The sequence below is a fragment of the Rhodococcus sp. 2H158 genome (genome assembly GCF_053764755.1).
Map to the genome: position 1 here is coordinate 111,675 of NZ_JBSNCE010000008.1, position 25,434 is coordinate 137,108.

19 protein-coding genes and 2 pseudogenes are annotated in these 25,434 nt (G+C 69.3%); 14 read left to right on the forward strand and 7 right to left on the reverse strand.

The window, feature by feature from the left end:
* The first annotated feature begins 82 nt into the window (after positions 1-82).
* Positions 83-2,071, forward strand: coding sequence for an acetoacetate--CoA ligase (locus ACWPOB_RS09880; RefSeq protein ID WP_455400696.1), 1,989 nt, complete (start codon positions 83-85; stop codon positions 2,069-2,071).
* 8 nt (positions 2,072-2,079) lie between these two features.
* Positions 2,080-2,706 (forward strand): malonic semialdehyde reductase, encoded by a 627-nt coding sequence (locus ACWPOB_RS09885; RefSeq protein ID WP_100055848.1) that lies wholly within the window; start codon positions 2,080-2,082, stop codon positions 2,704-2,706.
* A gap of 11 nt (positions 2,707-2,717) precedes the next feature.
* Here the strand turns inward: ACWPOB_RS09885 and ACWPOB_RS09890 are convergent, their stop codons facing one another.
* Positions 2,718-3,194, reverse strand: a complete 477-nt coding sequence (locus ACWPOB_RS09890; RefSeq protein WP_100055860.1) for an Lrp/AsnC family transcriptional regulator — start codon at positions 3,192-3,194, stop codon at positions 2,718-2,720.
* Positions 3,195-3,462: 268 nt separating this feature from the next.
* On the opposite strand from ACWPOB_RS09890, the gene ACWPOB_RS09895 reads away from it, so the two are divergent.
* The 5 genes and pseudogenes from ACWPOB_RS09895 to ACWPOB_RS09915 all read left to right on the forward strand — a co-directional run.
* Positions 3,463-5,814 (forward strand): transketolase-like TK C-terminal-containing protein, encoded by a 2,352-nt coding sequence (locus tag ACWPOB_RS09895; protein WP_455400697.1) that lies wholly within the window; start codon positions 3,463-3,465, stop codon positions 5,812-5,814.
* 40 nt (positions 5,815-5,854) lie between these two features.
* Entirely contained in the window at positions 5,855-6,994 is a 1,140-nt protein-coding gene (locus ACWPOB_RS09900; protein ID WP_455400698.1) for a 2-oxo acid dehydrogenase subunit E2, read from the forward strand.
* A gap of 32 nt (positions 6,995-7,026) precedes the next feature.
* Positions 7,027-7,323, forward strand: a complete 297-nt coding sequence (locus ACWPOB_RS09905; protein WP_455400699.1) for a DUF3263 domain-containing protein — start codon at positions 7,027-7,029, stop codon at positions 7,321-7,323.
* A gap of 11 nt (positions 7,324-7,334) precedes the next feature.
* Positions 7,335-9,167 carry an acetolactate synthase large subunit gene (locus tag ACWPOB_RS09910; RefSeq protein WP_455400758.1) on the forward strand — a complete coding sequence of 611 codons (1,833 nt, stop codon included), beginning with the start codon at positions 7,335-7,337 and terminating at the stop codon, positions 9,165-9,167.
* 77 nt (positions 9,168-9,244) lie between these two features.
* Positions 9,245-9,577 (forward strand): annotated as a pseudogene (locus tag ACWPOB_RS09915) (ATP dependent DNA ligase); the annotation flags it as partial.
* A gap of 747 nt (positions 9,578-10,324) precedes the next feature.
* Here ACWPOB_RS09915 and ACWPOB_RS09920 read toward each other — a convergent pair.
* Positions 10,325-11,041 (reverse strand): MerR family transcriptional regulator, encoded by a 717-nt coding sequence (locus tag ACWPOB_RS09920; protein ID WP_455400700.1) that lies wholly within the window; start codon positions 11,039-11,041, stop codon positions 10,325-10,327.
* 112 nt (positions 11,042-11,153) lie between these two features.
* Between ACWPOB_RS09920 and ACWPOB_RS09925 the strand changes: the two genes are divergently transcribed.
* The gene (locus tag ACWPOB_RS09925; RefSeq protein WP_455400701.1) at positions 11,154-12,371 is read left to right on the forward strand and encodes an erythromycin esterase family protein; all 1,218 of its coding nucleotides are present in this window, start codon (positions 11,154-11,156) and stop codon (positions 12,369-12,371) included.
* 194 nt (positions 12,372-12,565) lie between these two features.
* Here ACWPOB_RS09925 and ACWPOB_RS09930 read toward each other — a convergent pair whose 3' ends face one another.
* The 4 genes and pseudogenes from ACWPOB_RS09930 to ACWPOB_RS09945 form a co-directional block, all read right to left on the reverse strand.
* The gene (locus ACWPOB_RS09930; RefSeq protein WP_455400702.1) at positions 12,566-12,937 is read right to left on the reverse strand and encodes a COG4315 family predicted lipoprotein; all 372 of its coding nucleotides are present in this window, start codon (positions 12,935-12,937) and stop codon (positions 12,566-12,568) included.
* Between the two features lie 134 nt (positions 12,938-13,071).
* Positions 13,072-13,818 (reverse strand): flavodoxin family protein, encoded by a 747-nt coding sequence (locus ACWPOB_RS09935; protein ID WP_455400703.1) that lies wholly within the window; start codon positions 13,816-13,818, stop codon positions 13,072-13,074.
* 205 nt (positions 13,819-14,023) lie between these two features.
* Positions 14,024-14,314, reverse strand: a complete 291-nt coding sequence (locus tag ACWPOB_RS09940) for a hypothetical protein (protein WP_455400704.1) — start codon at positions 14,312-14,314, stop codon at positions 14,024-14,026.
* 442 nt (positions 14,315-14,756) lie between these two features.
* Positions 14,757-15,995: pseudogene (locus ACWPOB_RS09945) on the reverse strand (apiosidase-like domain-containing protein); the annotation flags it as partial.
* 275 nt (positions 15,996-16,270) lie between these two features.
* On the opposite strand from ACWPOB_RS09945, the gene ACWPOB_RS09950 reads away from it, so the two are divergent.
* The 6 genes from ACWPOB_RS09950 to ACWPOB_RS09975 all read left to right on the forward strand — a co-directional run bounded on the left by ACWPOB_RS09950 (position 16,271) and on the right by ACWPOB_RS09975 (position 21,455).
* Positions 16,271-16,507, forward strand: coding sequence for a hypothetical protein (locus ACWPOB_RS09950; protein WP_100057792.1), 237 nt, complete (start codon positions 16,271-16,273; stop codon positions 16,505-16,507).
* 102 nt (positions 16,508-16,609) lie between these two features.
* Positions 16,610-18,175 (forward strand): FAD-dependent oxidoreductase, encoded by a 1,566-nt coding sequence (locus ACWPOB_RS09955; protein ID WP_455400705.1) that lies wholly within the window; start codon positions 16,610-16,612, stop codon positions 18,173-18,175.
* Positions 18,172-19,209: a DUF5914 domain-containing protein gene (locus ACWPOB_RS09960; RefSeq protein WP_455400706.1), complete on the forward strand. Its 1,038-nt coding sequence runs from the start codon at positions 18,172-18,174 to the stop codon at positions 19,207-19,209. The genes ACWPOB_RS09955 and ACWPOB_RS09960 overlap by 4 nt, the downstream gene beginning before the upstream one ends.
* A 105-nt stretch (positions 19,210-19,314) precedes the next feature.
* Entirely contained in the window at positions 19,315-20,388 is a 1,074-nt protein-coding gene (locus ACWPOB_RS09965) for a patatin-like phospholipase family protein (protein WP_455400707.1), read from the forward strand.
* A 111-nt stretch (positions 20,389-20,499) separates the two neighbouring features.
* Positions 20,500-20,847, forward strand: coding sequence for a hypothetical protein (locus ACWPOB_RS09970; RefSeq protein WP_455400708.1), 348 nt, complete (start codon positions 20,500-20,502; stop codon positions 20,845-20,847).
* 206 nt (positions 20,848-21,053) lie between these two features.
* Entirely contained in the window at positions 21,054-21,455 is a 402-nt protein-coding gene (locus ACWPOB_RS09975; RefSeq protein WP_455400709.1) for a TIGR02611 family protein, read from the forward strand.
* Between the two features lie 15 nt (positions 21,456-21,470).
* Here ACWPOB_RS09975 and otsB read toward each other — a convergent pair whose 3' ends face one another.
* Positions 21,471-25,430, reverse strand: a complete 3,960-nt coding sequence (otsB, locus tag ACWPOB_RS09980) for a trehalose-phosphatase (protein ID WP_455400710.1) — start codon at positions 25,428-25,430, stop codon at positions 21,471-21,473.
* Between the last annotated feature and the right edge of the window lie 4 nt (positions 25,431-25,434).

Sequence of the window (25,434 nt, forward strand, 5' to 3'; positions counted from 1 at the left end):
CCCATGCCGCCCCGGCGACCGAGTACCCACGCATATCCGCGGTCGCCGGGCGGTATACCAGCCCGAAAGGAAACACCCATCGATGTCCGGTCCCGTACCCGAACTGCTGTGGTCTCCCGCTGCTGAACGGGCCGCCGCCTGCCGGATGTCGCAGTACCAGCGCTGGCTCGCCACCGAAAAGAACGTGAGCACCACCGATTACCGGTCGCTGTGGCAATGGTCGGTGACCGATCTGGAGGGATTCTGGTCCTCGATCTGGGAGTACTTCGACGTCCTCGCCTCGGTTCCCGCTTCCACCGCGCTGGCCGCAGACAAGATGCCCGGGGCGCAGTGGTTCCCCGGGGCGCGGCTGAACTGGGCGGAGAACCTGCTACGGCACATCGACGCCGACGGGCCCGCAATCGTCTCGCTCGACGAGAGCGGCCACCGATCCGAGATCGGGCGGGCCCAGCTGGTGTCCCAGGTCGCCAATCTCGCCGCACAGTTCCGCGCAATGGGGGTGCGCCCCGGCGACCGGATCGCGGCGGTGCTGCCGAACATCGCGCCGACGGTGGTAGCGGTGCTCGCCGCGGCCAGCCTCGGCGCGGTGTGGTCCTGCTGCGCACCGGATTTCGGCCTCAAGGGACTGCTGGATCGGTTCATCCAGATCGAACCGACCGTGCTGATCGGCGTCGACGGCTACCGGTTCAACCACAAGGACATCGACCGCCGCGCCCTGCTCGCCGAGCTGCAGGCCCACCTGCCCACCGTCACGCACACCGTCATGGTCCGCAACCTCGACAGCACGACACCGCTTCCCGACGGTGTCCTCGATTTCGCCGAGCTGATCACCGGTGACGCCGAGCCCCGGTACGAGCAGGTGCCGTTCGACCATCCCCTGTGGATTCTCTACAGCTCCGGCACCACCGGACTGCCCAAGGGCATCGTGCACTCCCACGGCGGCATCCTGCTCGAATCCCTCAAGGCCAACGCCCTGCACTACGACCTCGGCCCCACCGATCGGGTGTTCATCGCCGCCAGCACCGCGTGGGTGGTGTGGAACATGCTCGTCGACGCCATGGTCACCGGCGCGACCATCGTCACCTACGACGGCAGCCCCACCGCCGACGGCCCGGACACCCTGTTCCGTATCTGCGGTAAGGAACGCGTCACCCGCTTCGGCACCGGAGCCGCCTACCTGACCCTGTGCGAAAAGGCCGGCGCCACTCCCGGTGCGGACGTCGATCTGAGTTCGCTGCGGTCGATCATGAGCACCGGCTCCCCACTGCCCGACTCCACCTGGACCTGGGTCTATCAGGCGGTCAAGTCCGATGTGCACCTCGGTTCCGACAGCGGAGGGACGGATGTGGCTACCGCGTTCGTCGGGGCCAATCCCCTCCAGCCGGTGTACACGGGCGAGCTGCAGGGACCGTGCCTGGGAGTCGCAGTCGAAGCCTGGAATGCCGACGGACACCCGGTCACCGACGAAGTCGGGGAAATGGTCATCACCGCGCCGATGCCGTCGATGCCGATCTACTTCTGGAACGACCCCGACGGTCACCGCTACCACGACGCGTACTTCGACACCTTCCCCGGAGTGTGGCGGCACGGCGACTGGATCACCATCACCGACCACGGCAGCTGCCGGATCCACGGCCGCTCCGATTCGACCATCAACCGCGGCGGCGTGCGGATGGGCTCGGCCGACATCTACCAGGCCATCGAAGCCCTCCCCGAGATCGCCGACGCCCTGGTCATCGGCGCCGAACTCCCCGACGGCGGCTACCACATGCCCCTGTTCGTCGTGCTCCACGACGGTCACGACCTCGACGACGCACTGGTGGACAAGATCCGCACCACCATCCGCACCGAGGTTTCACCGCGACACGTTCCCGACGAGATCGTTGACGTCCCCGCCGTACCCATGACCCGCACCGGCAAACGCCTCGAGGTGCCGATCAAGAAGCTCATCCAAGGGGCCCCGCCGGAAAGTGCACTGAACCGGGCCACCGTCGCCGATACCGATGCCCTGGACTGGTACATCGACTACGCCAATGCCTTTCACCGCTCTCGCCAGACACAGGATCAGTGAGGACTGTCGTGACCGACACCGTAGAGAACCCTGCACCCCACCGGCTCGCGCCTGTCGAAGAACGGGCGCTCGATGTGTTGTTCACCTCGGCGCGGACTGCTAACACCTTCGCGCCCATCCCGGTGTCCGACGAGCACCTGACCGAGATCTGGGAGTTGGCGCGGTGGGCACCGACAGGGGCGAACACCCAACCGCTGCGAATAGTTTTCGTTCGCACGGAATCCGGGCGCGATCGGCTGGTCACCCACATGAACGACGGCAACAAGGCCAAGACCGCTTCGGCTCCGGCCGCGGCGATCCTGGCCGTCGACACCCGGTTCCACGACCATATGGGCACCCTGCTGCCGTTCAAGCCCGAACTCGGGCAGCTCTACGAATCGAACGAGGCAGTCCGGTCGGCCACCGCCCAACTGAACGCGGCGCTGCAGGCCGGCTACTTCATCCTCGCCGTCCGTGCCCGCGGTCTGGCGGCCGGGCCGATGAGCGGGTTCGACGCCGCCGCACTCGATGCCGACTTCTTCCCCGACGGGCAGTGGCGGTCGCTGCTGGTCGTCAACATCGGACATCCGGGTGAGAACCCGTGGTTCGAGCGGCTTCCGCGCCTCGAGCACACCACGTGCCTCCGCTGGGAGTGATCGTGAGTTGCTTACTCCGCAAGCGTGTCGAGCAGTGGTCGGACCCGGTAGTCCACCATCTCGCGCATCACCAGGGCCGTGGTGGTGCGTTTGACGCCCTTGATGTTCAGGATGTCCCCGGCGACGCGATACAGATCGTCCGCGTCCCGGGCCGCGACGTGCACGAGCAGGTCGGCGACGCCGCTGAGGCCGTGCACTTCCAGAACTTCGGGTATCGCGTCGAGCGCGGCCCCGACCCGGTCGAGTTTGCGCTGGGTGACGTTGGTGAGCACGTACGCCTGCAGCGGATAACCGAGCACGGCCGGGTCGATCCGGCGTTCGAACGAGCGCAGCGCTCCGGCATCGTCGAGCTTGCTCAAACGTGCTTGAACGGTGTTGCGGGACAAACCTGTTCGATCAGCCACGGCCATGACGGTGGCACGCGGGTCCTTCGACAGGGCGGTCAGGATTCGCGCGTCGATTCGGTCGGCTCGGTGTGTGCTTGGCAAAGTGCCAACCTCGCTTTCGTCCACACCCTCCAGCGGGGTGCATAGTGCTCAATTTTCGGTTCCAGTATTGCGCAAACAGTCGTGCACTGGTGGACTGTTGTCACACCCCGCAGGTCGGGCAAGCCTCCCCAGACACAATCCGGTTGGCATCCCCATTCCTTCGCCGCTCGGCCGCTTCTCATCCGTCGTCGGCCGAGCCGGCTCCCCTCGGCACCTGATGCAGTAGCCCTGCCCGGTTCCGCGTTGTTGTCTTCCAAGGAGAATTCCGATGTCCCAGCCTGTATCCCTCGACTCCGTGACCTCACACCCCACCGGCCACATCGGAGCGTCCGAGGACCTCGCCCCCCTCGAGGCGATCCGGCAGCGGGTGCTGTGGCTGTCGACCTCGATGATCCACCACGCGAACCGGGTTCGCCCCAACCCCACCGGCCTGAAAGTCGGTGGCCATCAAGCGTCCTGCGCGTCGATGGTCTCGATCATGACCACCCTGTGGTTCGAGCACCTGCGTCCGGGGGATCGGGTGTCGGTCAAGCCGCATGCCTCGCCGGTGCTGCACAGCATCAACTACCTGCTCGGTGAACTGGACGAGAAGTACCTGACCACCCTGCGCGAGTTCGGTGGCCTGCAGTCCTACCCGAGCCGGTCGAAGGACCCGGACACGGTCGACTACTCCACCGGGTCGGTCGGGATCGGCGCCACCGCCCCGATCTGGGGTGCGATGGCCCGCCGCTACGTCGACACCCACCTGGGCGACACCGGTCGGGGCCGGCAGTACTCGCTGGTCGGCGACGCCGAACTCGACGAGGGCGCGGTCTGGGAGGCCATCCTCGATCCCGGCATCGCCGACCTCGGTGAGGTGGTGTGGATCGTCGATTTGAACCGCCAGTCCCTGGACCGGGTGGTGCCCAACATCGCCGCCCGCCGCCTGGAGAAGATGTTCGACGCCGCCGGCTGGCAGGTCCTCACCGTCAAATTCGGGCGGCTGCTCGAATCACTGTTCACCCGTCCCGGCGGGGATGCGCTGCGCACCCGGATCCTGGACATGCCGAATCCGGAATACCAGCGGCTGCTGCGCTGCACCGCCGCCGAGGTCCGGCACCGGCTGCCCGGCGACGGCCCCGGCAGCACGCGGATCGCCGAGTTGATCGCCACGCTCGACGATGCGACGCTCACCGCCGCGGTCCGCAACCTCGGCGGGCACGACCTGGCCGCCCTCTCGCAGGCGTACCGGCAGATCGACGACACCCGCCCCACGGTGATCATCGCCTACACCATCAAGGGCTACGGCCTGCCCACCGAAGGGCATCCGCAGAACCACTCCGCGCTGCTGACCGTCGACGAATACCACCAGCTCGCCGACACGTTGGGGATGGACCCGAACCACCCGTGGGGTCGATTCGCCGACGACAGTCCGGCGGGCCGGCTGTGCCAGAGCACCGCCGACCGGCTGCGGCGCGAACCCGTTCCGACGGTGCCGGAGCTGACGATTCCCACCGACATCGGCCGCACCCCCAAGGGCACCGCCACCACCCAGGCCGCACTCGGCCGGGTACTGCTGGACCTGACTCGTGAATCCCCGGATGCGGCCCAGCGGGTGGTCACCGTCAGTCCCGACGTCAGCTCGACCACCAACCTCGGCGGCTGGGTGAACAAGGTCGGGGTGTGGTCGGCGGCCGAGCGGCACAACTGGTTCGCCGACGACGCCGAAACGATCATGCACTGGAACGAGCGGCCCACCGGGCAGCACATGGAACTCGGCATCGCCGAAACCAACCTGGTCGGGCTGATCGGCGAACTCGGCGCCACCTGGAGCCGCTGGGGCCAGCCGCTGCTGCCCATCGGGGTGCTCTACGACCCGTTCGTCGAACGCGCCCTCGAGCCGTGGTCGTACGGCATCTACGCCGGCGGACAGTCCATCCTCGTCGGCACCCCCTCCGGGGTCACCCTCGCCGCCGAAGGCGGTGCGCACCAGTCGATCAAGACCCCCTCGATCGGTCTCGAACAACCCGGCTGCATCAGCTACGAACCGGCCTTCGCCCTCGACGTCGAATGGACCCTGCTCGCCTCGCTCGCCCGGCTCGGCCGCCCCGACGGCACCTCGGCGTATCTGCGGCTCTCGACCCGCCCGGTGGATCAGACCCTCGCCGCCGTGCCCACCGACCCGGCCGCGCGCGAACGCCGCCGCCGGCAGGTCGTCGCCGGTGGCTATCCGATCCGGCGCCGGGACAACGCCCAGGTGACGATCGTGGCGATGGGCGCGATGATCACCGAGGCGCTCGCCGCCGCCGACCGGCTCGAGGCCTCCGGGGTGCCGGCGGACGTGCTGTGCATCACCAGCCCCGGATTGCTGTTCGAGGCCTGGCAGGCCCGCCAGGGCCGAGGCTCGGGTGCGAGCTGGATCCTCGATCAGCTCTTCCCCACAGATCGGGCCACCCCGATGGTCACCGTCCTCGACGGCCACCCGCACACCCTGGCCTTCCTCGCCGGCATCAACCAGGTGCGCAGCACCTGCCTCGGGGTATCCCGGTTCGGGCAGGTCGGCGGGCTCGACGATGTCTACCGCTATCACGGTATCGATACCGACAGCATCGTCGCCGCTGCCCTCGACATCCTCCCCTGACCGGCCACCGTTCGCGCATCACCAGAAGCCGAGAGACCCCATGACCACCGAACAACTCACCGGTACCACTGTGCGCATGCCGGCCCTCGGGGAAAGCGTCGACGAGGGCATCGTCACCCGCTGGCTCAAACAACCCGGCGACCACGTCGCCGCCGAAGAACCCCTACTCGAAGTCGCCACCGACAAGGTCGACACCGAAATCCCTTCCCCCCTCACCGGTGTCCTGCAGCACATCCTCGCCGAGGAGAACGACGTCGTCGCCGTCGGCGCCGAGCTCGCCGTCATCGCGGACCCCGGTTCCGGTTCGGTGACCGTGACTCCTGTTCCTCCTGTAACGGCACCGGCTGTGGATCCGACACCCTCTGCCGCAGCAGTGCCTCCGGTTCCGGTGACGACCGCCCCTTCCCGTCCGTCGTCACCGGAACCGGCCGACCCGGTTGCTGCACCCCACGCTCCCACTTCGGGCGGCATCGTCGTGGAGAAACTACCCCGGATCCGGCGGACGATCGCCCACAGGATGGTCGAATCCCTCCAGATCGCAGCGCAATTGACGTCGGTGGTGGAAGTCGATGTCACCGCGATCGCGGCTTTGCGGGCGGCGCACAAGGATGCCTTTCACGCGCGGACCGGTATCAAGCTCTCGTTCCTACCGTTCTTCGCCAAAGCCGCCGTCGCAGCGTTGGCGCAGCACCGCGTGCTCAACGCCTCGCTCGACACGGAGGTCACCGAAGTGACCTACCATGAGCACTGCCATCTCGGTATGGCTGTCGACAGCGAACGCGGGTTGATGGTGCCGGTCATCCGCGACGCCCACCGGATGAGCATCGAACAGCTCGCCCGGGCCATCGCCGACAAGGCCGAACGTGTCCGCACCGGCACGATCTCCCCGGACGAGTTATCCGGCGGCACATTCACCCTCACCAACACCGGTAGCCGCGGGGCTCTGTTCGACACCCCGATCATCAACCAACCCCAGACCGGAATCCTCGGCACCGGCGCCGTCGTCGAACGACTCGTCCCCACCCGCCAGGACGGACAGTTGCGCATCGACGTCCGCTCGATGGCCTATCTGTCGCTGAGCTACGACCATCGCATCGTCGACGGCGCCGACGCGGCCCGCTTCCTCACCGCCGTCAAGAACACCCTCGAACACGGATTCACCGCAGCCGACCTGCCGTGACACCCTGGCGCCTCCGCCGGAGAGGAGAAACGATGACACCCGACGAACGGGCCATGGTCGACTTCGCGCTCCGCTGGTCTCCCTTCGGCGACGGAGACGAATACATCCTTCCCCAGTTCGGCCTGACCCCCACGGCGTTCTATCGCCGTGTGTTCGCCCTCGCCACGACCTCCACCGACGAGATCGACACTGCGACAAGTTCGTTGCTCCGCGACATCTGCACCTCCAAGCTGCCCCGGCCGACGCGACGTCCACACACCGCTCCGACGAACACGGCGAACCGATCCGACCGTCCTCCCCTCCGGGCGACTGCAGAAAGACTCCCGTGAACCTACCCACCATGCTCGTCCCGACCGCGCCGGCCGACGCCGCCCCGGCACGACCTGCAGAAACAGCTGCCCGCACGCTCCCGAACCCGTCCTCCGCGCCGGTCCCGGTCACCGGTGCCCAATCGGTGGTGCGGTCCCTGGAAGCGCTCGATGTCGAGATCGTCTTCGGCATCCCGGGCGGGGCGATCCTCCCGGTCTACGACCCTCTGCTCGACTCCCCGCAGGTCCGGCACGTCCTGGTGCGGCACGAACAAGGCGCCGGTCACGCCGCCACCGGCTACGCCCAAGCCACCGGCAAGGTCGGGGTGTGCATGGCCACCTCCGGGCCCGGAGCGACGAACCTGGTCACCGCGCTGGCCGACGCCCAGATGGACTCGGTGCCCGTCGTGGCGATCACCGGACAGGTCGGACGCCCCCTCATCGGCACCGACGCCTTCCAGGAAGTCGACATCTGCGGCATCACCATGCCGATCACCAAACACAACATGCTCGTCACCGAGCCGTCCGAGATCCCGAAAGCCCTCGCCGACGCCTTCCACATCGCCTCCACCGGACGGCCCGGCGTGGTGCTGGTCGACATCCCCAAGGACGTCCTGCAAGCCCGCACCACCTTCACCTGGCCCCCGGAACGCAATCTGCCCGGATACCGCGTCGTCACCCGGCCCCATCCCAAACAGGTCCGGGCCGCCGCCGATCTGATCGCCGCAGCCGAACGCCCCGTGCTCTACGTCGGCGGGGGAGTCATCAAAGCCGACGCAGCAGCAGAGCTTCGCGAACTCGTCGCACTGACCGGCATTCCCGTCGTGACCACGCTCATGGCCCGCGGAGCCTTCCCCGACAGCCACCGGTTGCACTACGGCATGCCCGGCATGCACGGCACCGTCGCCGCCGTGGCCGCCCTGCAACGCAGCGACCTGTTGATCGCACTCGGTGCCCGTTTCGACGACCGGGTCACCGGCGACCCGACATCCTTCGCCCCGCACGCGCGTGTCATCCACGTCGATATCGACCCGGCGGAGATCGGCAAGAACCGACACGCGGACGTACCGGTCGTCGGAGACTGCAAGAACGTCATCAGCGCTCTGAACGATCAGATCCGTGCCGACAGAACTGGTTGTTCGGCAACAGATCTCGACTACTGGCACGACGAACTCGACCGGATACGCGAGAGTTACCCGCTCGGCTACACCCGCCCGCCCACCGGCGCTCTCGCACCCGAACGGGTCATCGAGGCAATCGGCCGAGCCGCCGGCCCGGACGCGATCTACGTCGCCGGTGTCGGACAACACCAGATGTGGGCGGCGCACTTCATCACCTACGACCAGCCCCGCACCTGGCTCAACTCCGGGGGCCTGGGCACCATGGGCTACGCGGTCCCCGCCGCCCTCGGCGCCAAACTCGGCACACCCGACCGCGAAGTCTGGGCGATCGACGGCGACGGCTGCTTCCAGATGACCAACCAGGAACTCGCTACCGCCGCCATCGAAGGCGTCCCCCTCAAAGTCGCCGTCATCAACAACGGCAACCTCGGCATGGTCCGGCAACTGCAGCACGTCCACTACCAGGGCCGCTATTCGAACGTCGACCTCGCCACCCACACCCGGCGCATCCCCGACTTCGTCCTGCTCGCCGAAGCACTCGGCTGCGTCGCTCTGCGCTGCGAACGCGAAGACGACCTCGAGGCCACCATCGCCCGGGCACAAGCCATCACCGATCGACCCGTCGTCATCGACTTCATCGTCGACGACACCGCCCTTGTCTGGCCGATGATCGCAGCCGGCGCCAGCAACGAACACCTCATGCTCGCCGACGGAATCCGGCCCCTGTTCGGAGAGTCCGACTGACGAGCCTCGCACGAGAATAGGAACAGCCGCTCCGCGCGTACCCTTTCGACAGGTTCCAACATTTCGACCTACCGACACCGGGCACCGGCATGCACCGCGCGACTGTCGGCTCCCTCGTCCTCGGCGCCCACGACGACGACGGCCGTCTCGTCCACATCGGCAACCTCGGCACCGGCTTCACCACCGCCGGCCGGCGCTCCCTGTGGGAGCGGCTCGACGCACTCGAGCGGCCCAGCGATCCGTTCGACGTGACGCCTCCGACGCCCGTCGTCCGGGCCGCCCGATGGGCCGAGCCGGTGCTGGTCGGGGACGTCGAGTATCGCGAGTTCACCGGCGGCAGTCTGCGCCACCCGAGTTGGAAGGGTCTGCGGCCGGACAGCGAGCCGGACGAGGTAAAGTCGCCGAAATAGGACTGGATGCAACATTGCTGAGGTTGACGAGGCCCCCGGTTCGGCGCGACGGGTTCTGGCACGCAACGTCGTGCACTTGGCACGCTGGGCAGACTGTGATCGAGGCGATGCTGGAGGGACGGGCGCGTGAGCAGCGTGCACGGTTTCTGCATGAGAACGGCACGATCCGCCCGCAATTGCGGCTCGCACGGAATTGTATCCGTGACAATGGAATCCGGACGATACGGAGGCAGAGGCATGGGCAGGTCATATGCGCTCGGGCGAGACGCCGGTGATGCTGTCGACGCTGCGGAACCACGCGATCGGGATCGGGCTGTTCTGAAAGTATCTGCTCGATCCGCCCTACGGGTGGATCGAGGGATGTCGGCGGCGGGAGCTGGGCACGCCCACGCCTCGACCACCGCGATCTACAGCGGCGCGTCCGAGACCTATCTCAATCGGCTGCCGCAGAACGCTTTACGTCATCGACTCGGCCAGAGGCGGAGCGAGGACAGAGCCTCCGGAAGATGGGTCACCGGCGGCATCCACGCCAGCGAATGGCCGACCGGCGCGTGGTCCCGCAAGGCAGTCGCGTACTCGACGAGCACCGAGCCGCTCGTCCCGACGCCGTCCACACACCCGATCCTGGTCTTTCCCGCCGCGTTCAGCCGCGTCGCCCACGAGCTCGCAAGCGCGTTCACCGGGGCGCGCGGTGTAGTTCCTGGGCAGCATTGCGCGGATGGTCCCAGGATCCGGCCCTTGCCCTCACTACGTCGTCGGCCACCCCTGCTGTGTCCGATCGAGCATGGTGAGGTAGGTATCGAGCTGGGCCGCGCCGGCGAGAAGGTTGCGGCTGCGCGTGGTCAGCCGGTCCTGCCAGGAGCCGAGGAAGGCGGTCAACGCGTCCGCCCCGCCCGCCGTGCGCAGCGACTCGAGGAACCGGGTGACCTGGGACAGCGGGTAGCCGCCCTGGCGCAGTTGCCGTGCGATCTCGGCGTCGCGCACGCAGTCCGGTCCGTATTCGCGATAGCCCGTTGCCCGGTCGCGGTCGGGGCGCAGGATGCCCTGGGTCTCCCAGGTGCGCAGCGTGGCCGGGTGCACGCCGAGTCGGCGGGCGAGTTCGCCCACGGTCAGCGGTCGACCGCGGACAGCAGTCGGTGCCGTGGTGGACAGGGCGCCCAGGGCCGTTGCGACCTCGGTGCGGGTGCCGCGTTCGGCGAGCAGCGCGACGTGCGCGGCGTCGATCAGCCGGTAGGCGGACTCGGTGTCGCCGCGGTGGACTGCGCGCATGATGTCCGTTGCCTGCTGGTGTCCGTGGCCACCGCGCAACGCGAGGAAGGCGCGTAGAGCCTGCGCGTGCAGGGTCGTGTAGCGCCGGTAGCCGGTCTCGCTGCGCTCGGCCGGCGGGAGGATGCCCGCGTCGTCGTAGTTGCGGATCGCCTGTGCGGACAACCCGTGTTCCCGGGCGAGGTCGATGGGTCGCAACGTGCACCTCCGATTGAGGCTTCCACCTCCGGATTCCTGGTCGGAATCGCGGAAGTTTCACTTGATTCTTCAACGATATCGTCGAGGGCAGTTCCTTCCGAAAGGGGTGTTCATGTCTACTGCCGCAGCACTGCGTGGAATCGGCCGCCAACTCGACGACCCGGCAAGCCTGGGCCGCGCCCTCGACGAACTGCTCGCCACGCGGACCGAACCGCCGACCCTGCTCGCACTCGGCGAGCCGACCCACGGGATCGAGGCGTTCCCGTTACTGCGCAACGAACTCCTCGGTCACCTCGTCGAACGGGGGTACCGGTCGATCGTGCTGGAGACCGATGTCTTTGCCGCGTCCGTCGTCGACGACTACGTGACCGGGGGAACGGCGGAGATCGACACGGTGCTCGCGACCGGGTTCAGCCACGGGTTCGGCGCCGTGCCGGGCAACCGCGAACTCGTCGAATGGCTCCGCGCCCACAATGCCGGCCGCGCGCCGCAGGATCGGGTTCGCTTCCACGGCTTCGACGCGCCGTTGGAGTTCGCCGGTGCGCCGAGCCCGCGACGCGCACTGTCCTCGGCCAACGACTACCTGCCCGCGGCGCTGCGGCCCGCATCGGTCCGCGACCTCGACGCGCTGCTCGGCGAGGACGCGGACTGGACGAACCAGGCGGCCATGTTCGACCCGGCAGCGTCCATCGGCGACTCCGATCGCGCTCGCGCCCTGCGCATCGTCGCCGACGACCTCGCCAGCGCGCTGCGCCGCGCGGCACCCGGCCTGCGCCCCGCCGACCCGACCGGCTACGACCACGCCGTCGCGCACGCGCGCACCGCCCAGGGCCTGCTGCGCTATCACGCCGCCATGGCCAGTCCCGCACCCGATCGCATCGCGACCTTGCTCAGCCTGCGCTCCGAGATGATGGCCGAGAACCTGCTCGCGATCGTCGCCCAGGAGCAGCGACGCGGGCCGAGCCTGGTGTTCGCGCACAACGTTCACCTCCAGCGTGCGCAGTCCCACATGCCGGTCGGCGAGGACGAGGTGAGCTGGGGAAGCGCCGGCGCGCTCGTCGGGCTCACCCTCGGCGAGCGCTATGTGTTCCTGGCCTCCGACGCCAACCCCGCCAGCGATCCGGGCACCCTCCAAGGCGTGTTGGCCGAGGCGACCACCCGCCGCGCCCTGTTCCCGGCACCGGCCCTGCGCGCCGCGCTTGCCCCGTCGATCGGCACGGGCGAACCGCTCGTGCCCGGCCACATCCCGCTGGGCCCGGCAGACCTGGACGGCGCCGACGCGGTCATATTCGTCGCCGACACCGACGGAAGACGGCATCAGTACTGGTAGCCGCACTCGACGCGGAGGCTACGGTCCGCGGAAGCCCCTCACCGAACGAGGACCGTCGCGCGAGATACGCTGCGCCACAAGGCATCTTTCGCTCATCCCGATATCGCGGGTTCGAATGGTTCGCATCCGCCACTCCTGGTACCCGCTCACGTTCGCTCGGGCGACGGTAGAACACCACCGGACGGTCACCCCGGTCACGGGAGTGGCACGCCGGCCTCGTCTATCGCCAGCCACAGGCCGCCGAACTCCTCGACCTTGTGGCACAGCACCTGTCCGGGCTCCTCGTCGGCATAGAAGTACAGCGGGTGCCCGGCGTAGGTGACCTGGGTGGTCCCGTCGGAGCGCGACGTGGTGCCCAGCAGCCCCTGGTCGGCGTCTCCGGCCGCGACGGGAGCACCGACGGTGAGCACCGGCGGCCACGCCACGGCACAGTCGCCGTAGCAATCGGGGACCGTGCTTGCCTCCCGGTCGAAGATGTAGATCGCCTGGTCCCTCCGGTCGAAGAGCATTTCACCGATGGGGCCGTTCGCCGTGGTGATCACCGTCGGCTCTCCGGCCGTGGTCACCGCAGGTTCCGACGCCGGGACGACATCGTAGGAGCTCTCGCCCGTCGCCCCACAGCCTGTGGCTACGAGCACCGCGAGCGGGAGGACCGCGCACCACACAGCCCTCGGGCCACGCTCGCCGATCTGCGCCGGCATCACCGATGCTCGGGGTTCTCGAACGACGGATGACACCCGGCGTCCCACAGCGATCGTTGGTTGCCACCCACGGGAAAGCCACCGGCTCGCACGAGTAGTGCGGCGGTGTGCATGAGGTTGTAGGTCATGAACGTGGTGTTGCGATTGGTGAAGTCGTTCTCCGGGCCGCCCGACCCCGGATCGAGGTACGAGGGACCCGGGCCGGCCTCCCCTATCCAGCCGGCGTCGGCCTGCGGCGGGATCACGTATCCGAGGTGCTGGAGGCTGTAGAGGATGTTCATCGCGCAGTGCTTGACGCCGTCCTCGTTGCCGGTGATCAGGCAACCGCCCGCGCGGCCGTAGTACGCGTACTGGCCGTGCTCGTTGAGCAGCGAGGAACAGCCGTAGAGACGTTCGACGACCTTCTTGGTGACCGACGAATTGTCACCCAGCCAGATGGGCCCGGCGATGACGAGGATGTGCGCGGCGAGGATCCGGTCGAACAACTGCGGCCATTCGTCGCTCGGCCATCCGTGCTCCGTCATGTCGGGATACACGCCCGTCGCGATGTCGTGGTCGACGGCCCGGATCTGGTCCACCGTGACGCCTTCGCGTTCCATCAACGCCACACTGCGATCGATCAACCCCTGCGTGTTGCTGGTCTCGGGCGACCGTTTGAGCGTGCAGTTGACGAACATGGCGCGCAGTCCCTCGAACTGCGGCGGTCCGCCCGCGCCCTGCGACTCCTCGAACACCGGTTCGGTCATGGGTCCTCCCATACGAGATCCGCACGCCTACGATAGGCCGCGACGACGCCCCGCGGAGGCGGTTCCGTGTCCTCTCTGCTGCCGGAGACCTCCGGTAACGTTCGGAACATCGTTGCCGGGGAAGGGATCGGCACCCGTGACCGACGAACTCGCGCAGCGAGGACGCGTCGTGAGCGTGCGACTCGAACCCGCCGGGGACCGAGCGTCAGGCCGCCTGTGCGACCTCGGCTTGGACGTCCGTGGCCACCAGGACCGACTTCTGCTTCTCCGGCTGCGTGACCGCGGAGCGCGAGGGCGCACCGCAGTTCCCCGTGGCCCGGCACAGCAGGTGCGTGGCCGCGCAGAACGCCCCGCCGAGTGCCGCCCACAGGAGCGAACCGAACATCCACATCCCCACCACGGCCACGGCCAGCACCAGCATGCCGTCCAGCACGAAAGCCACCACGGGGTGCGCGACCAGGGGCTCGTCGTTGCCGCCCTGTCGTTCCGTCTCCATACGCCCGTCTCCTTCCCTGCCGACTCCGTATCCGATACCCAGCCCGGACGGAATTCACACCCTCGGTGCACGAACAGGGGACGAGAGGAGCACCGCGACGATCCGGATACGCGTTCGACCGGCGAAATCGTTTTGTGATGCGATACATATAAGTGCATAATGTGAGAGCGATCACACTGTGGTACGGCAGGGGGTACATCAGTGGTCCATACATGCGAGGGTCGGCACCGGTTACGGACCGATATCGACGACGACGCCGGCGAGTCCTACTCGCGTCTCCGGCACACGTCCGGCACGGCGGCAGGTGCGTGCGTGGTGGCGGCAGCCATGGCGGTCGCCGTCACCGGTTCGGTGCTTCTCGGGCTGGCAGTCGCAGCGTCCGTTCTGGTGGCCGTAGCCATCGCCGCCATCATGATCTGACGCGCCGACCCGGCCTCCCCGTTCACGCCTCGACCACCAGGAGCCAATCCTGGTCGCCGTCGACGTTCGTCCCCGGGGTGGCCACGTTTCCGTCCCGATCGATCTCCGCCGGCAGCGAAGACGCGGCGGCATCGGCGGGATCGATCCAGCCGAGTGTCGCGCCCGGCGGAATCAGCGCACGGTCGAGCCGGATCGTGCGCTGCGTCGGCACATAGACGACGGCGAGCGAGCCGTCCGGGGTGCGTGCAGCGGTGACGTAGTCGTCGGCCAGGACGTCCACCATCTCGTCGTCCGCCGATCGGGTGCCTCGCCCGTCGAGGACGAACGGCTCGTCGACGTCCGGCACCAACTGCCACCAGGCCCACGACGCCCACAGATCGCGAATGGCCTCGAGCTGCGTGACGGCGGGTGTGTCGAGGCGCGATTCCCAGCCGTCTCGGAACTCCCAGTCGTCGGAGCCACGAAACTCCCCCGGTGATCCGGAGGTCAACGCCCACAGAGCTTGGCGCCGAAGGGTCTCGTCGGTTGTCGGCGCCGTGTCGGGCTGGTTGTTCTCGCCCTCGTAGTTTCCCTCCGAGAAGACGGCGGGACGCGGGTCCCTGGCGCCCGCCGGTCGCTCGTAACCGTCCAGTACTGCCCTGTACGTCGGCAGATATGTGTAGACGAAGTTCCAGTCCACCAACGGTTCCCAGAAGGGGTTGTCCGTCGAGAGCGATTTCTGAGGTCCCAGCTGTATCGAGAACGGCCTGTCCGAGCCGGCCGCCCTGATCCCTTCGAGCATGCCGCGCAACACGTGGTCGGATTCGGAACCGGCAGCGGGATCGTCTGTCTCGGGAGAGTAGTCCCCGCCGGTCATCCAGACGATGTTCGGAAACCGAGCGTATCGCTGGGCGAACATCCGGCCGTAGACCGCGGCCTGTTCGGGAGTCGCCGACGCGAACACGTCGGAAATGTTCCACCCGTCCATCGGGTAGAGGAACAGCGTGTTCCCGTGCCGGCAGGCGATCCGCAGGTACTCGTCGACACGTGTCCAGTGCCGCTCGTTCCACGCCGTGATGTCGCCGTCGACGAACGGTCGGATGCCGTCGAAGGTCGCTCCCTCCTCGCTCGGCCCGCCGTTGTCGGGGACGGCGACCGCAGAGATTGTCGATGCGTTGAACCCGTGCGCCTCACGATTCGCGAAGTACGATTCGGCTTGCTCGGGCGACCAGTCCGCCAGGCCGGACCACGGCGAGTCTCCGAGAATCAGGATCGGGTCGCCCGGCGGTTCTCTTCACCTTTCTCCCACCCGGTGTCGGCTACGCGCCCCGGAGAAGTCCACGCCCTCCGGGACTTCAGCCGTTCCACTGCCTTCGTCTTCACCCGGTTGCCGCATGCGCTCGCCGACACACGCGCCCAGTCGAGCCTATCTCGTGACGTCACTTCCCGGACCGCCCGTTCCGCCTCGAAGGTCCCCGGTTCCGGCTTACCGTGAGCGTGCGGCCGAATGTTCGCGCCCGGACGGTCGCCGGCCGCACAGCACGGGGAGGGAGCACGATGAACGATCTCCTCCGGCAGGTCGCCGAACTACGCACGGATCTGCAGGCCCTGGACCGGCGCGTGCGCTCCCTCGCCGAGGCGTTCGACCTGGTGGATCCGGTACCGGACGACGCCGCCGCCGAGGCCAACCTGCGGGAGGTCATCGACGGCCTCAGCGACGCCCACCTGGATCTGAGCACCGCGGACAAGCATCTCGAGGCCGTCGCGTCGCACGCGGCCCGGCTCGGCGCCTGACCGCGTCGGCCGTCGCCGGGGGCCTTGCCACGGTAGGCTCGGCCTCGCCACTGTTCGACCAGGACGGCCGGATTCGGACCGGCGCCGCAGGAGGGCAGCTATATGAACGGTGTCGTCGGCAGCGATCGGCGGATCGCCCACCACGCCGCCTCTCGGGGTGCGCCGGACACCGGGCATCTGCCGCAGCGGCCCCGAGTGGTGGTCGTCGGCGCGGGCATCGCGGGGCTGACCGCCGCCACCGCCCTCGCCGAGCGCGGCGTGGAGGTCGAGGTGCTCGAACGCGAGGCTCACCTCGGCGGGCGGGTCGGCGGGTGGCACGAACGGCTCGACGACGGCACCGGGATCGCGATGAACCGCGGGTTCCACGCCTTCTTCCGGCAGTACTACAACCTGCGCCGGCTGCTGCGCCGCACCGACCCGGATCTGCAGCGGCTGACGGCGGTCGACGACTATCCGCTCATCGACGGCGAGGGCCGGCGCGACACCTTTCGCGGGATCCCGAACACCCCTCCGTGGAACGCGCTGGTGTTCGCGTTGCGCAGCCCCACGTTCCGGCTGCAGGACCTGGTGCGCATCGACGTGCGGGCGGCGGCCCCGCTGGCGACCGTGTCCGTGCCGGAGATCTACGACCGGCTCGACGACGTCGACGCACAGACATTCCTGCAGCGCATCCGCTTTCCGGAGGCGGCCAACCACCTGGCGTTCGAGGTGTTCTCGCGCAGCTTCTTCGCTCCCCCGACCGGCATGTCGGCCGCCGAGCTGGCCACGATGTTCCACATCTACTTCCTCGGCTCCGCCGAGGGACTGCTCTTCGACGTGGCCACCGGCAACTTCGACACCACCTTGTGGGAGCCGCTCGGCCGGTACCTCGCGGGACACGGCGCGCGCATCCGTACCTCCACCGCGGTGACCGGCGTCGAACTCGGAGGTACCCGGACCTTCCGCGTCCACGACGACACCGGCGGCAGCATCGACGCCGACGGCCTCGTCCTCGCGCTCGATGTGGCCGGACTGCGCGCCCTCGTCGACGCCTCGCCGGATCTCGGCGATCCCGGATGGCGTTCCCGGGTGGACCGATTGCGTTCCGCGCCCCCGTTCCTGGTGCAGCGTCTGTGGCTGGACCGTCCCGTCGCCGCGGACCGCCCGGCATTTCTCGGCACCGGCGGCCTGCGCCCGCTCGACAATGTCAGCGTGCTCGACCGCTACGAGGAGGAGGCCCGGGCCTGGACTCGCCGCACCGGCGGCTCGGTCGTGGAACTGCACGCGTACGCCGCGACGGGAGACGCTGTCGGCGGGGCACATTCGCCCGAGGACGTGTGCGCCCAGGTGCTCGCGCGCCTGCACGCGATCTATCCCGAGACCGCCGCGGCCCGCGTCGTCGAGGAACGCACGCTCTGGCGCCAGGACTGCCCGTTGTTCGGGGTGGGCGATTTCGCGCGACGGCCCACCGTCCGCACCCCGCACGAGCGGCTGATGCTCGCCGGCGACGGCATCCGGATCGACCTGCCGGTGGCCCTCATGGAACGCGCGGCCACCACCGGGTGGCACGCCGCGAATTCCCTTCTCGCGCAATGGGGTGTGGCCGGCCACGACCTGTACACGGTGCCCACGCAGGGCCGTTCACCCGTCCTGCGCCGGCTAGCCGCCCTGGAAAGGCACCCCGCATGAGCGTGCTCGATCCGCTGTACCGGCGCTGGCCCGACACCTGGCCCGTCCGGCCCATCGACCCGGACCGCTGGGCCGCGCAGCAACCCACCTACCGCGGGGCACGGCCCGAGCTGATCTCCGCCGTCCTCGACCGCGCCCAGCGCCGGCCGTCCGGCAACTGGTACGTCGTGGCGGCCGGCCGTGAGATCGGCGCGGACCGGCCCTTCGGCATCACGATCGCCGGCATCGAGCTCGTCGCCTGGCGCGACGGCGACCGGGTGCTCGTCGGCCCGGGCGCCTGCCCCCACCTCGGCGCCCCGATGGCGCTGGCCGCGGTGGACTGCGGCGGGCTGGTCTGCCGCTGGCACGGGCTGCGCCTCGACGCCGACGGCGCCTACGGCTGGAAGCCCTTCCCCAGCCACGACGACGGGGTGCTCGTGTGGGTCCGTCTCGATCACGTCGGCGGCGAGGAGCCGACGGAACTGCCGATCGTCCCGGCGCGCCCGACCGCCGAGTCCCGCATCGCCGCGGTGGCCACCCTCGTCGGTGTGTGCGAACCCGCCGACATCGTCGCCAACCGCCTCGACCCGTGGCACGGCGCCTGGTTCCACCCGTATTCGTTCGCCCGCCTGGAGGTGGTCGAGGCGCCCTCCACCCGCGGCACGGCGGACGGCGAGGACCGGTTCCTCGTCGACGTCACCTTCCGGGTCGCCGGCCGGATCGGTGTGCCGGTGCGCGCCGAATTCACCAGCCCGGAGCCGCGCACCGTCGTCATGCGGATCGTGTCGGGTGAGGGCGTGGGCAGCGTGGTCGAGACCCACGCGACGCCCCTCGGCGCCGGACCGGACGGGCGGCCCCGGACCGCGATCGTCGAGGCCGTCGTCGCCGATTCCCCTCGCCCCGGGTTCGGCATCGCCACCCGGCGCGCCGCCGCCGCCCTCCGCCCCCTCATGCGGCATACGGCCACCCGGCTGTGGCGCGACGACCTGGACTACGCCGAACGGCGCTATCAGCTCCGCACCGCGGCCCAACCGGGCCGCGTCCCTGGCCGGTAGCCGCTGCGCGGCCGTTAGCCCACCGCCGCACCGCGGCGGGCATTCCGCACGGATTCGGGACCGAGGACCCTGGCCCGCGGTGTGGCACGCGCGCACAGTCGAGGCATGCTCGACACCGTCCTCGACATCTTCCGGGTGCGCCAGTACTTCGACCTCCTCTCCCGCGGTCGTGACGTGGTCGAAGGCGTGCGCAGCGACGCCGGTTTCCTCGTCGACGTCACGCGGGCGGCCCTGCAGCGGCCGTCGGGCCCGCCGGACCGGGAACTGCACCCGTTTCCCCGGTTCGAGCCCTTCCGGGTCCGGCTGCAGAAGGGCGACCGGATCGCGGTGGCCGCGACGGGGGGCAGCGGAGCGCTGGCGTCTCTGGTCGGTGTGGCCCGGGCGATGGAGGAGGGTGGGATCCGGCCGGCGGTGATCTCCTTGTGCTCCGGTTCCGCACTGTTCGGCTTCCCGATCGCGGCGGGAGTCCCCGCCGAGGAGGTCGCAGAGTTCACCCTCGCGCTGGATCCCGAGGACTATCTCGACGTCGACTGGCGTCGGCTGCTCGCCGTCGCACCGACGGTGGGCCGCGGATTCGCCGGCATCCTGCGCGGCGATGCGATCGAGGCCACGTACCGGCGCCTGCTCGGCGACATGACACTCGCCGCGATGCCCGTACCCGCCTACACGCCGATCTGGAACATCGAACAGAACCGGCTCGAATACCTCGGGCCACGAACGTATCCCGACCTGCCCGTGGCCCGGGCCGTGCACATGGCGGTCGCGCTGCCGCTGTTCGTCGCGCCCGTCGAGCTCGGCGGATTCCACTGGTGTGACGGCGGGATCGTCGACATCTTCCCCGTCCACCCGCTGCTCGACCTCGAGCAGCCGTGCGAGGTCACCCTCGCCGTCAACGGCTTCTACCCACCCGGCTTCGAAGGCGAGGACGCCACCGGCTGGGCCGAGCGCCGCGCGAGCATCCTCTACATCGCCGGTCAGGTGCGCACGTCCCAACAGGTCGAGCTGGCGCGGGAGAACCTGGCGCGGCTGCGCTCGGCGTCGCGGGTCACGATGATCGAGCCGGTCCCGTACGAGAAGGTGCGGGGCGTCGGCTTCTACCGGCAGTTCATCGGCACCCGGGACTGGCCGGAGTTCATGCGGGCCGGACGTGCCGATGCCCGGCGCGTCCTGGCGGCGTGACGAGTCGCTCGCCGCCACCGAACTTGTCGGTCCCCTCGGGCACTGTGTACAGCGTGCCCGCACGGGTACCACTCGACAGAACGGCTCGGGAGATTCCACGGGAGGTTCGACATGGCGAACGTAACGATGTTCCGTCGGGTGATCGCTCCGGCTGCGGTGGCGTTCCCCTCCTCCGCGCTGGCGGACGCCCTGATCGCCGCGGCGGCCGCGGTGCCGCTGCACGGATCGGTGGCCGGCGCGGTGGAAGGCAGCGTGGACGACGCGGTGCGGGTGCTGACCGCCGACGAGGGCGGGTTGTTCCCGTCGCAGGCAGCGGCCATCGTCTACGAGTCCTTCGTGGCGGCGATACGGGGGCTCGACACGATCGAGACCGCGGTCGCCCTCGGCACCGTCTTCACCGCCTACCTGGACCGGCTCACCGCCGCGAATCCCACCCCGACGGACGCCGCGGCAGCCTGACCACACGGGTCGCAGCGGCCCGCGACGTGCGGGTCCGCGTTCCGGGGCCCCGCCGTACCCGCGGGTCGTCGGTAGACTGGAAGACGACCCTGCCGTGCACGGCACCCAGGTATGACGAGAAGCAGGCTCGGTAGATCGTGAGTGAAGGACGGATTCGGCACGCGGTTGCGCCCGACCGGGTCGGGGCCCGGACCCACATATCCCCGTTGCGTCGGCTGAAGCAGCGGTGGCTCCGCTGGCGCCGGCGCATCGAGACGCGCCCGTCGCTGAATCTGACGTACCGCATCACCGTCGGGACCTTCGGAACACTCGTGTTCCTGGCCGGCATCGTGGCCATCCCCTACCCCGGCCCGGGCTGGCTGATCGTCTTCGCCGGCCTGGGGATCCTGGCCTCGGAGTTCGCCTGGGCTCACCGGCTGCTGCACTTCGCGCGGGGCCGCTACGACCGGTTCATGCACTGGTTCGGGCAGCAGTCGCTGGTGGTGCGGGGCGCGGGAGCGCTCACGACCGGCGCGGTCGTGGTCATGACGCTGTGGCTGCTGGGCACGCTCAGCCTGGCCGGCGGCTGGATCGGGGTCGACTACTCGTGGCTCGACAGCCCGCTCTAGCCGACTGCCGGACCGTCAGAGCATCCGGACCGTGTCGCCCGGATGCAGGCGTTCGACCCGGCCGCGGCATTCGATCTCGATCGGACGCTGGATGCCCGCACCCGCGCTGACCTCGACCTGCCGACCGGAGATCCGCACCTGCAGGTGGTGCCCCCGATAGAAGATCGGGAATTCGAGCGCGCCGAGTTCCTCCGGCCACTCCGGGCCGAAGACCAGGCGGTCCCCCCGCGCCTCGAGCCCGGAGAAGCAACGCTGCAGCAGGTCGACGCTGCCGGCCATGGCCGCGAGATGAATCCCCTCCGAGGTGGTGCCACCCTGGATGTCGGCGATGTCGGACGCCAGCACCCGGTCGAAGAACTCCATGGCCTGACCGCGATGCGCCCGGGCCAGAACCCACGAGTGGACCACCGCGCTCAGCGTCGACCCGTGTGACGTCCGCGCCATGTAGTAGTCGATCGTCCGCGGGATGGTTTCGCCCGTCAGCTGGTAGCCGAGCCGCTCGAACAGCTCCCGCAGTTCGTCCGCCGACAGCAGGTAGAACAGCATGAGCACGTCGGCCTGCTTCGACGCGCGGTAGCGGTTGACGTCGTCGCCCTCGGCCTCGAGGAGCCGGTCGAGACGCTGGATGTCGCCGTGCCGGCGCCGGTATCCCTCCCAGTCGAGTTCGGCCAGGTCCCCGTACCCCTCGAACTGGCTGATGACCTGATCGTGGAAGGGCACGAACATGCGGCGGCTGACGTCCTCCCAACGCGCCGTCTCGCGAGCGGTCAGACCGAGGGTGTCGACCAGTTCGGTGCGGATCCGCAGCGGGATGATCTCCAGCGCCTCGAGCGCGCGCAGGATCACCCACACCGCCATGACGTTGGTGTAGGCGTTGTTGTCGATCCCGTCGAAGGGCGCGTCGGGATAGCCGGAGTGGAACTCGTCGGGGCCGATGACGCCGCGGATGACGTACCGGTCGCGGGCGCGGTCGTACGTGGCGAGATCGGCGAAGAACCGGGCGATCTCCACCAGCATCTCGGCCCCGTACTCCGCGAGGAACCCCAGATCCCCGGTCACCTGGTAGTACTGCCACACGTTGTGCGCGACCGCGACCCCGATGTGGTGCTGGCGCCAGCTCGCGTCGGGATTCCACCGTCCCGACTTCGGATTGAGGTGCACCTGCTGGCTCTCCTCGCGGCCGTCGCTGCCGGACTGCCACGGGAACATCGCCCCGCTGTGACCCGCCTCCCGCGCCGCGCGGCGGGCCTCGTCCAGGCGGCGGTGGCGGTAGCGCAGGAGCGAACGGGTCAACCCCGGCAACCTCAGATTCAGCACCGGCAGCACGAACAGCTCGTCCCAGAAGATGTGCCCTCGATACGCCTCGCCGTGCAGGCCACGCGCCGGAACGCCGACGTCGAGATCCGCGGTGTTCGGCGACAGCGTCTGCAGCATCTGCAGCAGGTGCAGCCGCACTATCCGCAGGCCTTCGCCGTCGCCCCCGAGGAAGATGTCCACGCGGTCCCACAGGTGCACCCAGGCGAGTACGTGCCCCTCGAGCGTTTCCTCGAAGCGCCCCGTGCGGGCCAGCCAGCGCGCGGCCTCCTCCGACGGCTCGGACACCGCCTGGTCACGCCCGGTGAACAGGGTGGCCATCTTCTCCAGGGTCACGGGCTCCCCGGCCGCGACATCGAGCGCGATGATGTGCCCGACCCGCCCGCCCGAGTCGAGGAGGGTGTACTCGGCGGGGATCCGTTCGTCGTCGCGCCAGAGCGTGCTGCGAGCCGCCACGGCGACGGGGATGCGGGACTGGTTGGTCTGCACCGTCAGGCACACCGAGTCCTCGGACAATCGGGCGGTGTGCAGCAATCGGAGATGATCGCCGGCCAGGTGCCGGTAGCGCTCGACGAGCGTGTTGCGGACCGCGCCGTCGACCTCCGACCGGATCTCGAGCCGCCCCGACCAGTCCTCCGGGACGATCGTCGTCTCGAGGCCGCACACGTGCGGCTGGTGCATCGCGACGAACCGGCGCTGCACGACCGTCGTCGTGCGGCCCGCACCGTCGCGGAATCGGAACCGCCGGGTGAGCACGGCCCGACGCAGATCGAGGTACTGGCAGTACTCCCGCACTTCGACGCAGTCGATGTCGAACCACTCGCCGCCGTCGATGCGGAAGGTGACCGGCAGCCAGTTCGGCAGGTTCACCATGCTCTCGTTGTCGATGGTGCGGCCCGCCACCTCGTCCGTCAGGCGGTTGAAGATCCCGGCGGCGTACGTGCCGGGGTAGTGCACGGCACCGGCACGGGATTCGGGGGCGCAGCCACGAGTGGCGAAGTACCCGTTGCCGACCGTGCACACGGCCTCGCGCAGTTTCTCGGCCGGCGGATCGTAGCCCTCGAAGTACAGGGTCCAGGCGTCGTGGCGCGGGCCGACCTCCTGGTCCTCGCCCCACAGCTCGGCGAGCCGCTGCAGCAGCCGCCGGACCTGTTCGGGATCGTCCACCGAGAACTGTGCCGCCGAGCGACGGTCGCCGTCCTCGGTGTGGCGCACCACGATTCCGAGTCCGGTGCCGGCCAGCGCGTCGAATGCGTCCTCGTCGGTGATGTCGTCACCGATGTAGACCGGGATCGGGTTGTGCTCGTCGCGCACGTGCTCGAGCACCCATTCGAGAGCCCGGCCCTTGTCCCAGTCGACGTCGGGGCGGATCTCGACGACCTTGCGACCGGTCGTGACCCGGAGGTGGTCCTCGGCGGCGGCGACCTCGTGCACCGCGGCGACGAGTCCCTCCTCGCGGTCCGGAGCGACGTTGCGGTAGTGCACGGCGACGGTGAACCGCTTGTGTTCGATCACCGCGCCCGGCACGTCGTCGAGCCGTTCCTGCAGAGCGGCGGCGGCCCGCTCGAGGTAGGGCACGGCGGCCAGGGCCGCGTCGTTCTGCTGGTGCTGCCCGTCGGGGCCGATCAGTTCGAAGCCGTGGCTTCCCGCGTACCACAGGCCCGGAAGACCGACCCGGGTCTGCACGTCGGCGAGGTCGCGTCCCGAAATGACGGCGACGGTGCATTCGCTCGCCAGGGAAGACAGCACCGCCGCCGCACCGTCGACCAGCGTGGCGGCCGCGGGATCGTTCACAATCTCGGAGAGCGTGCCGTCGAAGTCGAGGAAGACGGCGGGCCGGCGTGTGCCGAGCAAGGCGGTCAGCTGCTGGAACGACGCCAACGCATCCGGGATCTCCGACATGCGCCGGTCGCCGGTGCGCACCGCCAGCTCGGCGAGGTCGTCGACCACCACGTCGGCGCCGCGGCGCCGCAGTTCGTCGCGATGATGGACCCGGTCCACACCGACGACGAGACCGAACCCGCCGTGCCGGCCCGCGGCGACGCCCGCCTCCGCGTCCTCGACGACGACGGACCGGGCCGGGTGGACCCCGAGCCGGTGGGCGGCCTCGAGCATCGCCGCCGGATCGGGCTTGCCGGGCAACCCGAGTTCGTCGGAGACCACGCCGTCGACCCGGACGCCGAACAAGTCGGCGAGCCCGGCGGCCTCGAGCACGAGCGTGCAGTTGCGGCTCGAGGTGACGACCGCGGTGCCCAGCCCGAGGCTCTGCACCCGGCGCACGAGATCGACGCTGGACTCGAACACCGGGACACCGTCGCGGTGGATGCGCTCGCGGAACATCTCGTCCTTGCGGGCACCGAGCCCGCACACGGTCTCGACGTCCGGGCCGTCGTCGGGTTCCCCCCACGGCAGCGTGATTCCGCGCGAGGCAAGAAAATCCGCGACGCCGTCGACGCGCGGCTTGCCGTCGACGAACTTGCGGTAGTCCTCGTCGGTGAACTCGCGATGCTCCTCGCCGTCGCGTTCGGGACGACGCGAGAGATACCGGTCGAAGAGTTCTTTCCACGCCGCGGCGTGGACCGCCGCGGTGTCGGTGACCACCCCGTCGAGGTCGAAGATCACCGCGTCGTGGCGGCGGGGGTCGATCACCGGTCCGCTCATCGTC

What these genes read in the sequence shown, in the direction of transcription:
- otsB (WP_455400710.1), bottom strand. Translation starts at nt 25,430, where the DNA reads ATGAGCGGACCGGTGATCGACCCCCGCCGCCACGACGCGGTGATCTTC.
- ACWPOB_RS09905 (WP_455400699.1), top strand. Translation starts at nt 7,027, where the DNA reads ATGACACCCGACGAACGGGCCATGGTCGACTTCGCGCTCCGCTGGTCT.
- ACWPOB_RS09935 (WP_455400703.1), bottom strand. Translation starts at nt 13,818, where the DNA reads ATGACCGAACCGGTGTTCGAGGAGTCGCAGGGCGCGGGCGGACCGCCG.
- ACWPOB_RS09955 (WP_455400705.1), top strand. Translation starts at nt 16,610, where the DNA reads ATGAACGGTGTCGTCGGCAGCGATCGGCGGATCGCCCACCACGCCGCC.
- ACWPOB_RS09960 (WP_455400706.1), top strand. Translation starts at nt 18,172, where the DNA reads ATGAGCGTGCTCGATCCGCTGTACCGGCGCTGGCCCGACACCTGGCCC.
- ACWPOB_RS09880 (WP_455400696.1), top strand. Translation starts at nt 83, where the DNA reads ATGTCCGGTCCCGTACCCGAACTGCTGTGGTCTCCCGCTGCTGAACGG.
- ACWPOB_RS09910 (WP_455400758.1), top strand. Translation starts at nt 7,335, where the DNA reads ATGCTCGTCCCGACCGCGCCGGCCGACGCCGCCCCGGCACGACCTGCA.
- ACWPOB_RS09900 (WP_455400698.1), top strand. Translation starts at nt 5,855, where the DNA reads ATGACCACCGAACAACTCACCGGTACCACTGTGCGCATGCCGGCCCTC.
- ACWPOB_RS09950 (WP_100057792.1), top strand. Translation starts at nt 16,271, where the DNA reads ATGAACGATCTCCTCCGGCAGGTCGCCGAACTACGCACGGATCTGCAG.
- ACWPOB_RS09940 (WP_455400704.1), bottom strand. Translation starts at nt 14,314, where the DNA reads ATGGAGACGGAACGACAGGGCGGCAACGACGAGCCCCTGGTCGCGCAC.
- ACWPOB_RS09925 (WP_455400701.1), top strand. Translation starts at nt 11,154, where the DNA reads ATGTCTACTGCCGCAGCACTGCGTGGAATCGGCCGCCAACTCGACGAC.
- ACWPOB_RS09970 (WP_455400708.1), top strand. Translation starts at nt 20,500, where the DNA reads ATGGCGAACGTAACGATGTTCCGTCGGGTGATCGCTCCGGCTGCGGTG.
- ACWPOB_RS09965 (WP_455400707.1), top strand. Translation starts at nt 19,315, where the DNA reads ATGCTCGACACCGTCCTCGACATCTTCCGGGTGCGCCAGTACTTCGAC.
- ACWPOB_RS09895 (WP_455400697.1), top strand. Translation starts at nt 3,463, where the DNA reads ATGTCCCAGCCTGTATCCCTCGACTCCGTGACCTCACACCCCACCGGC.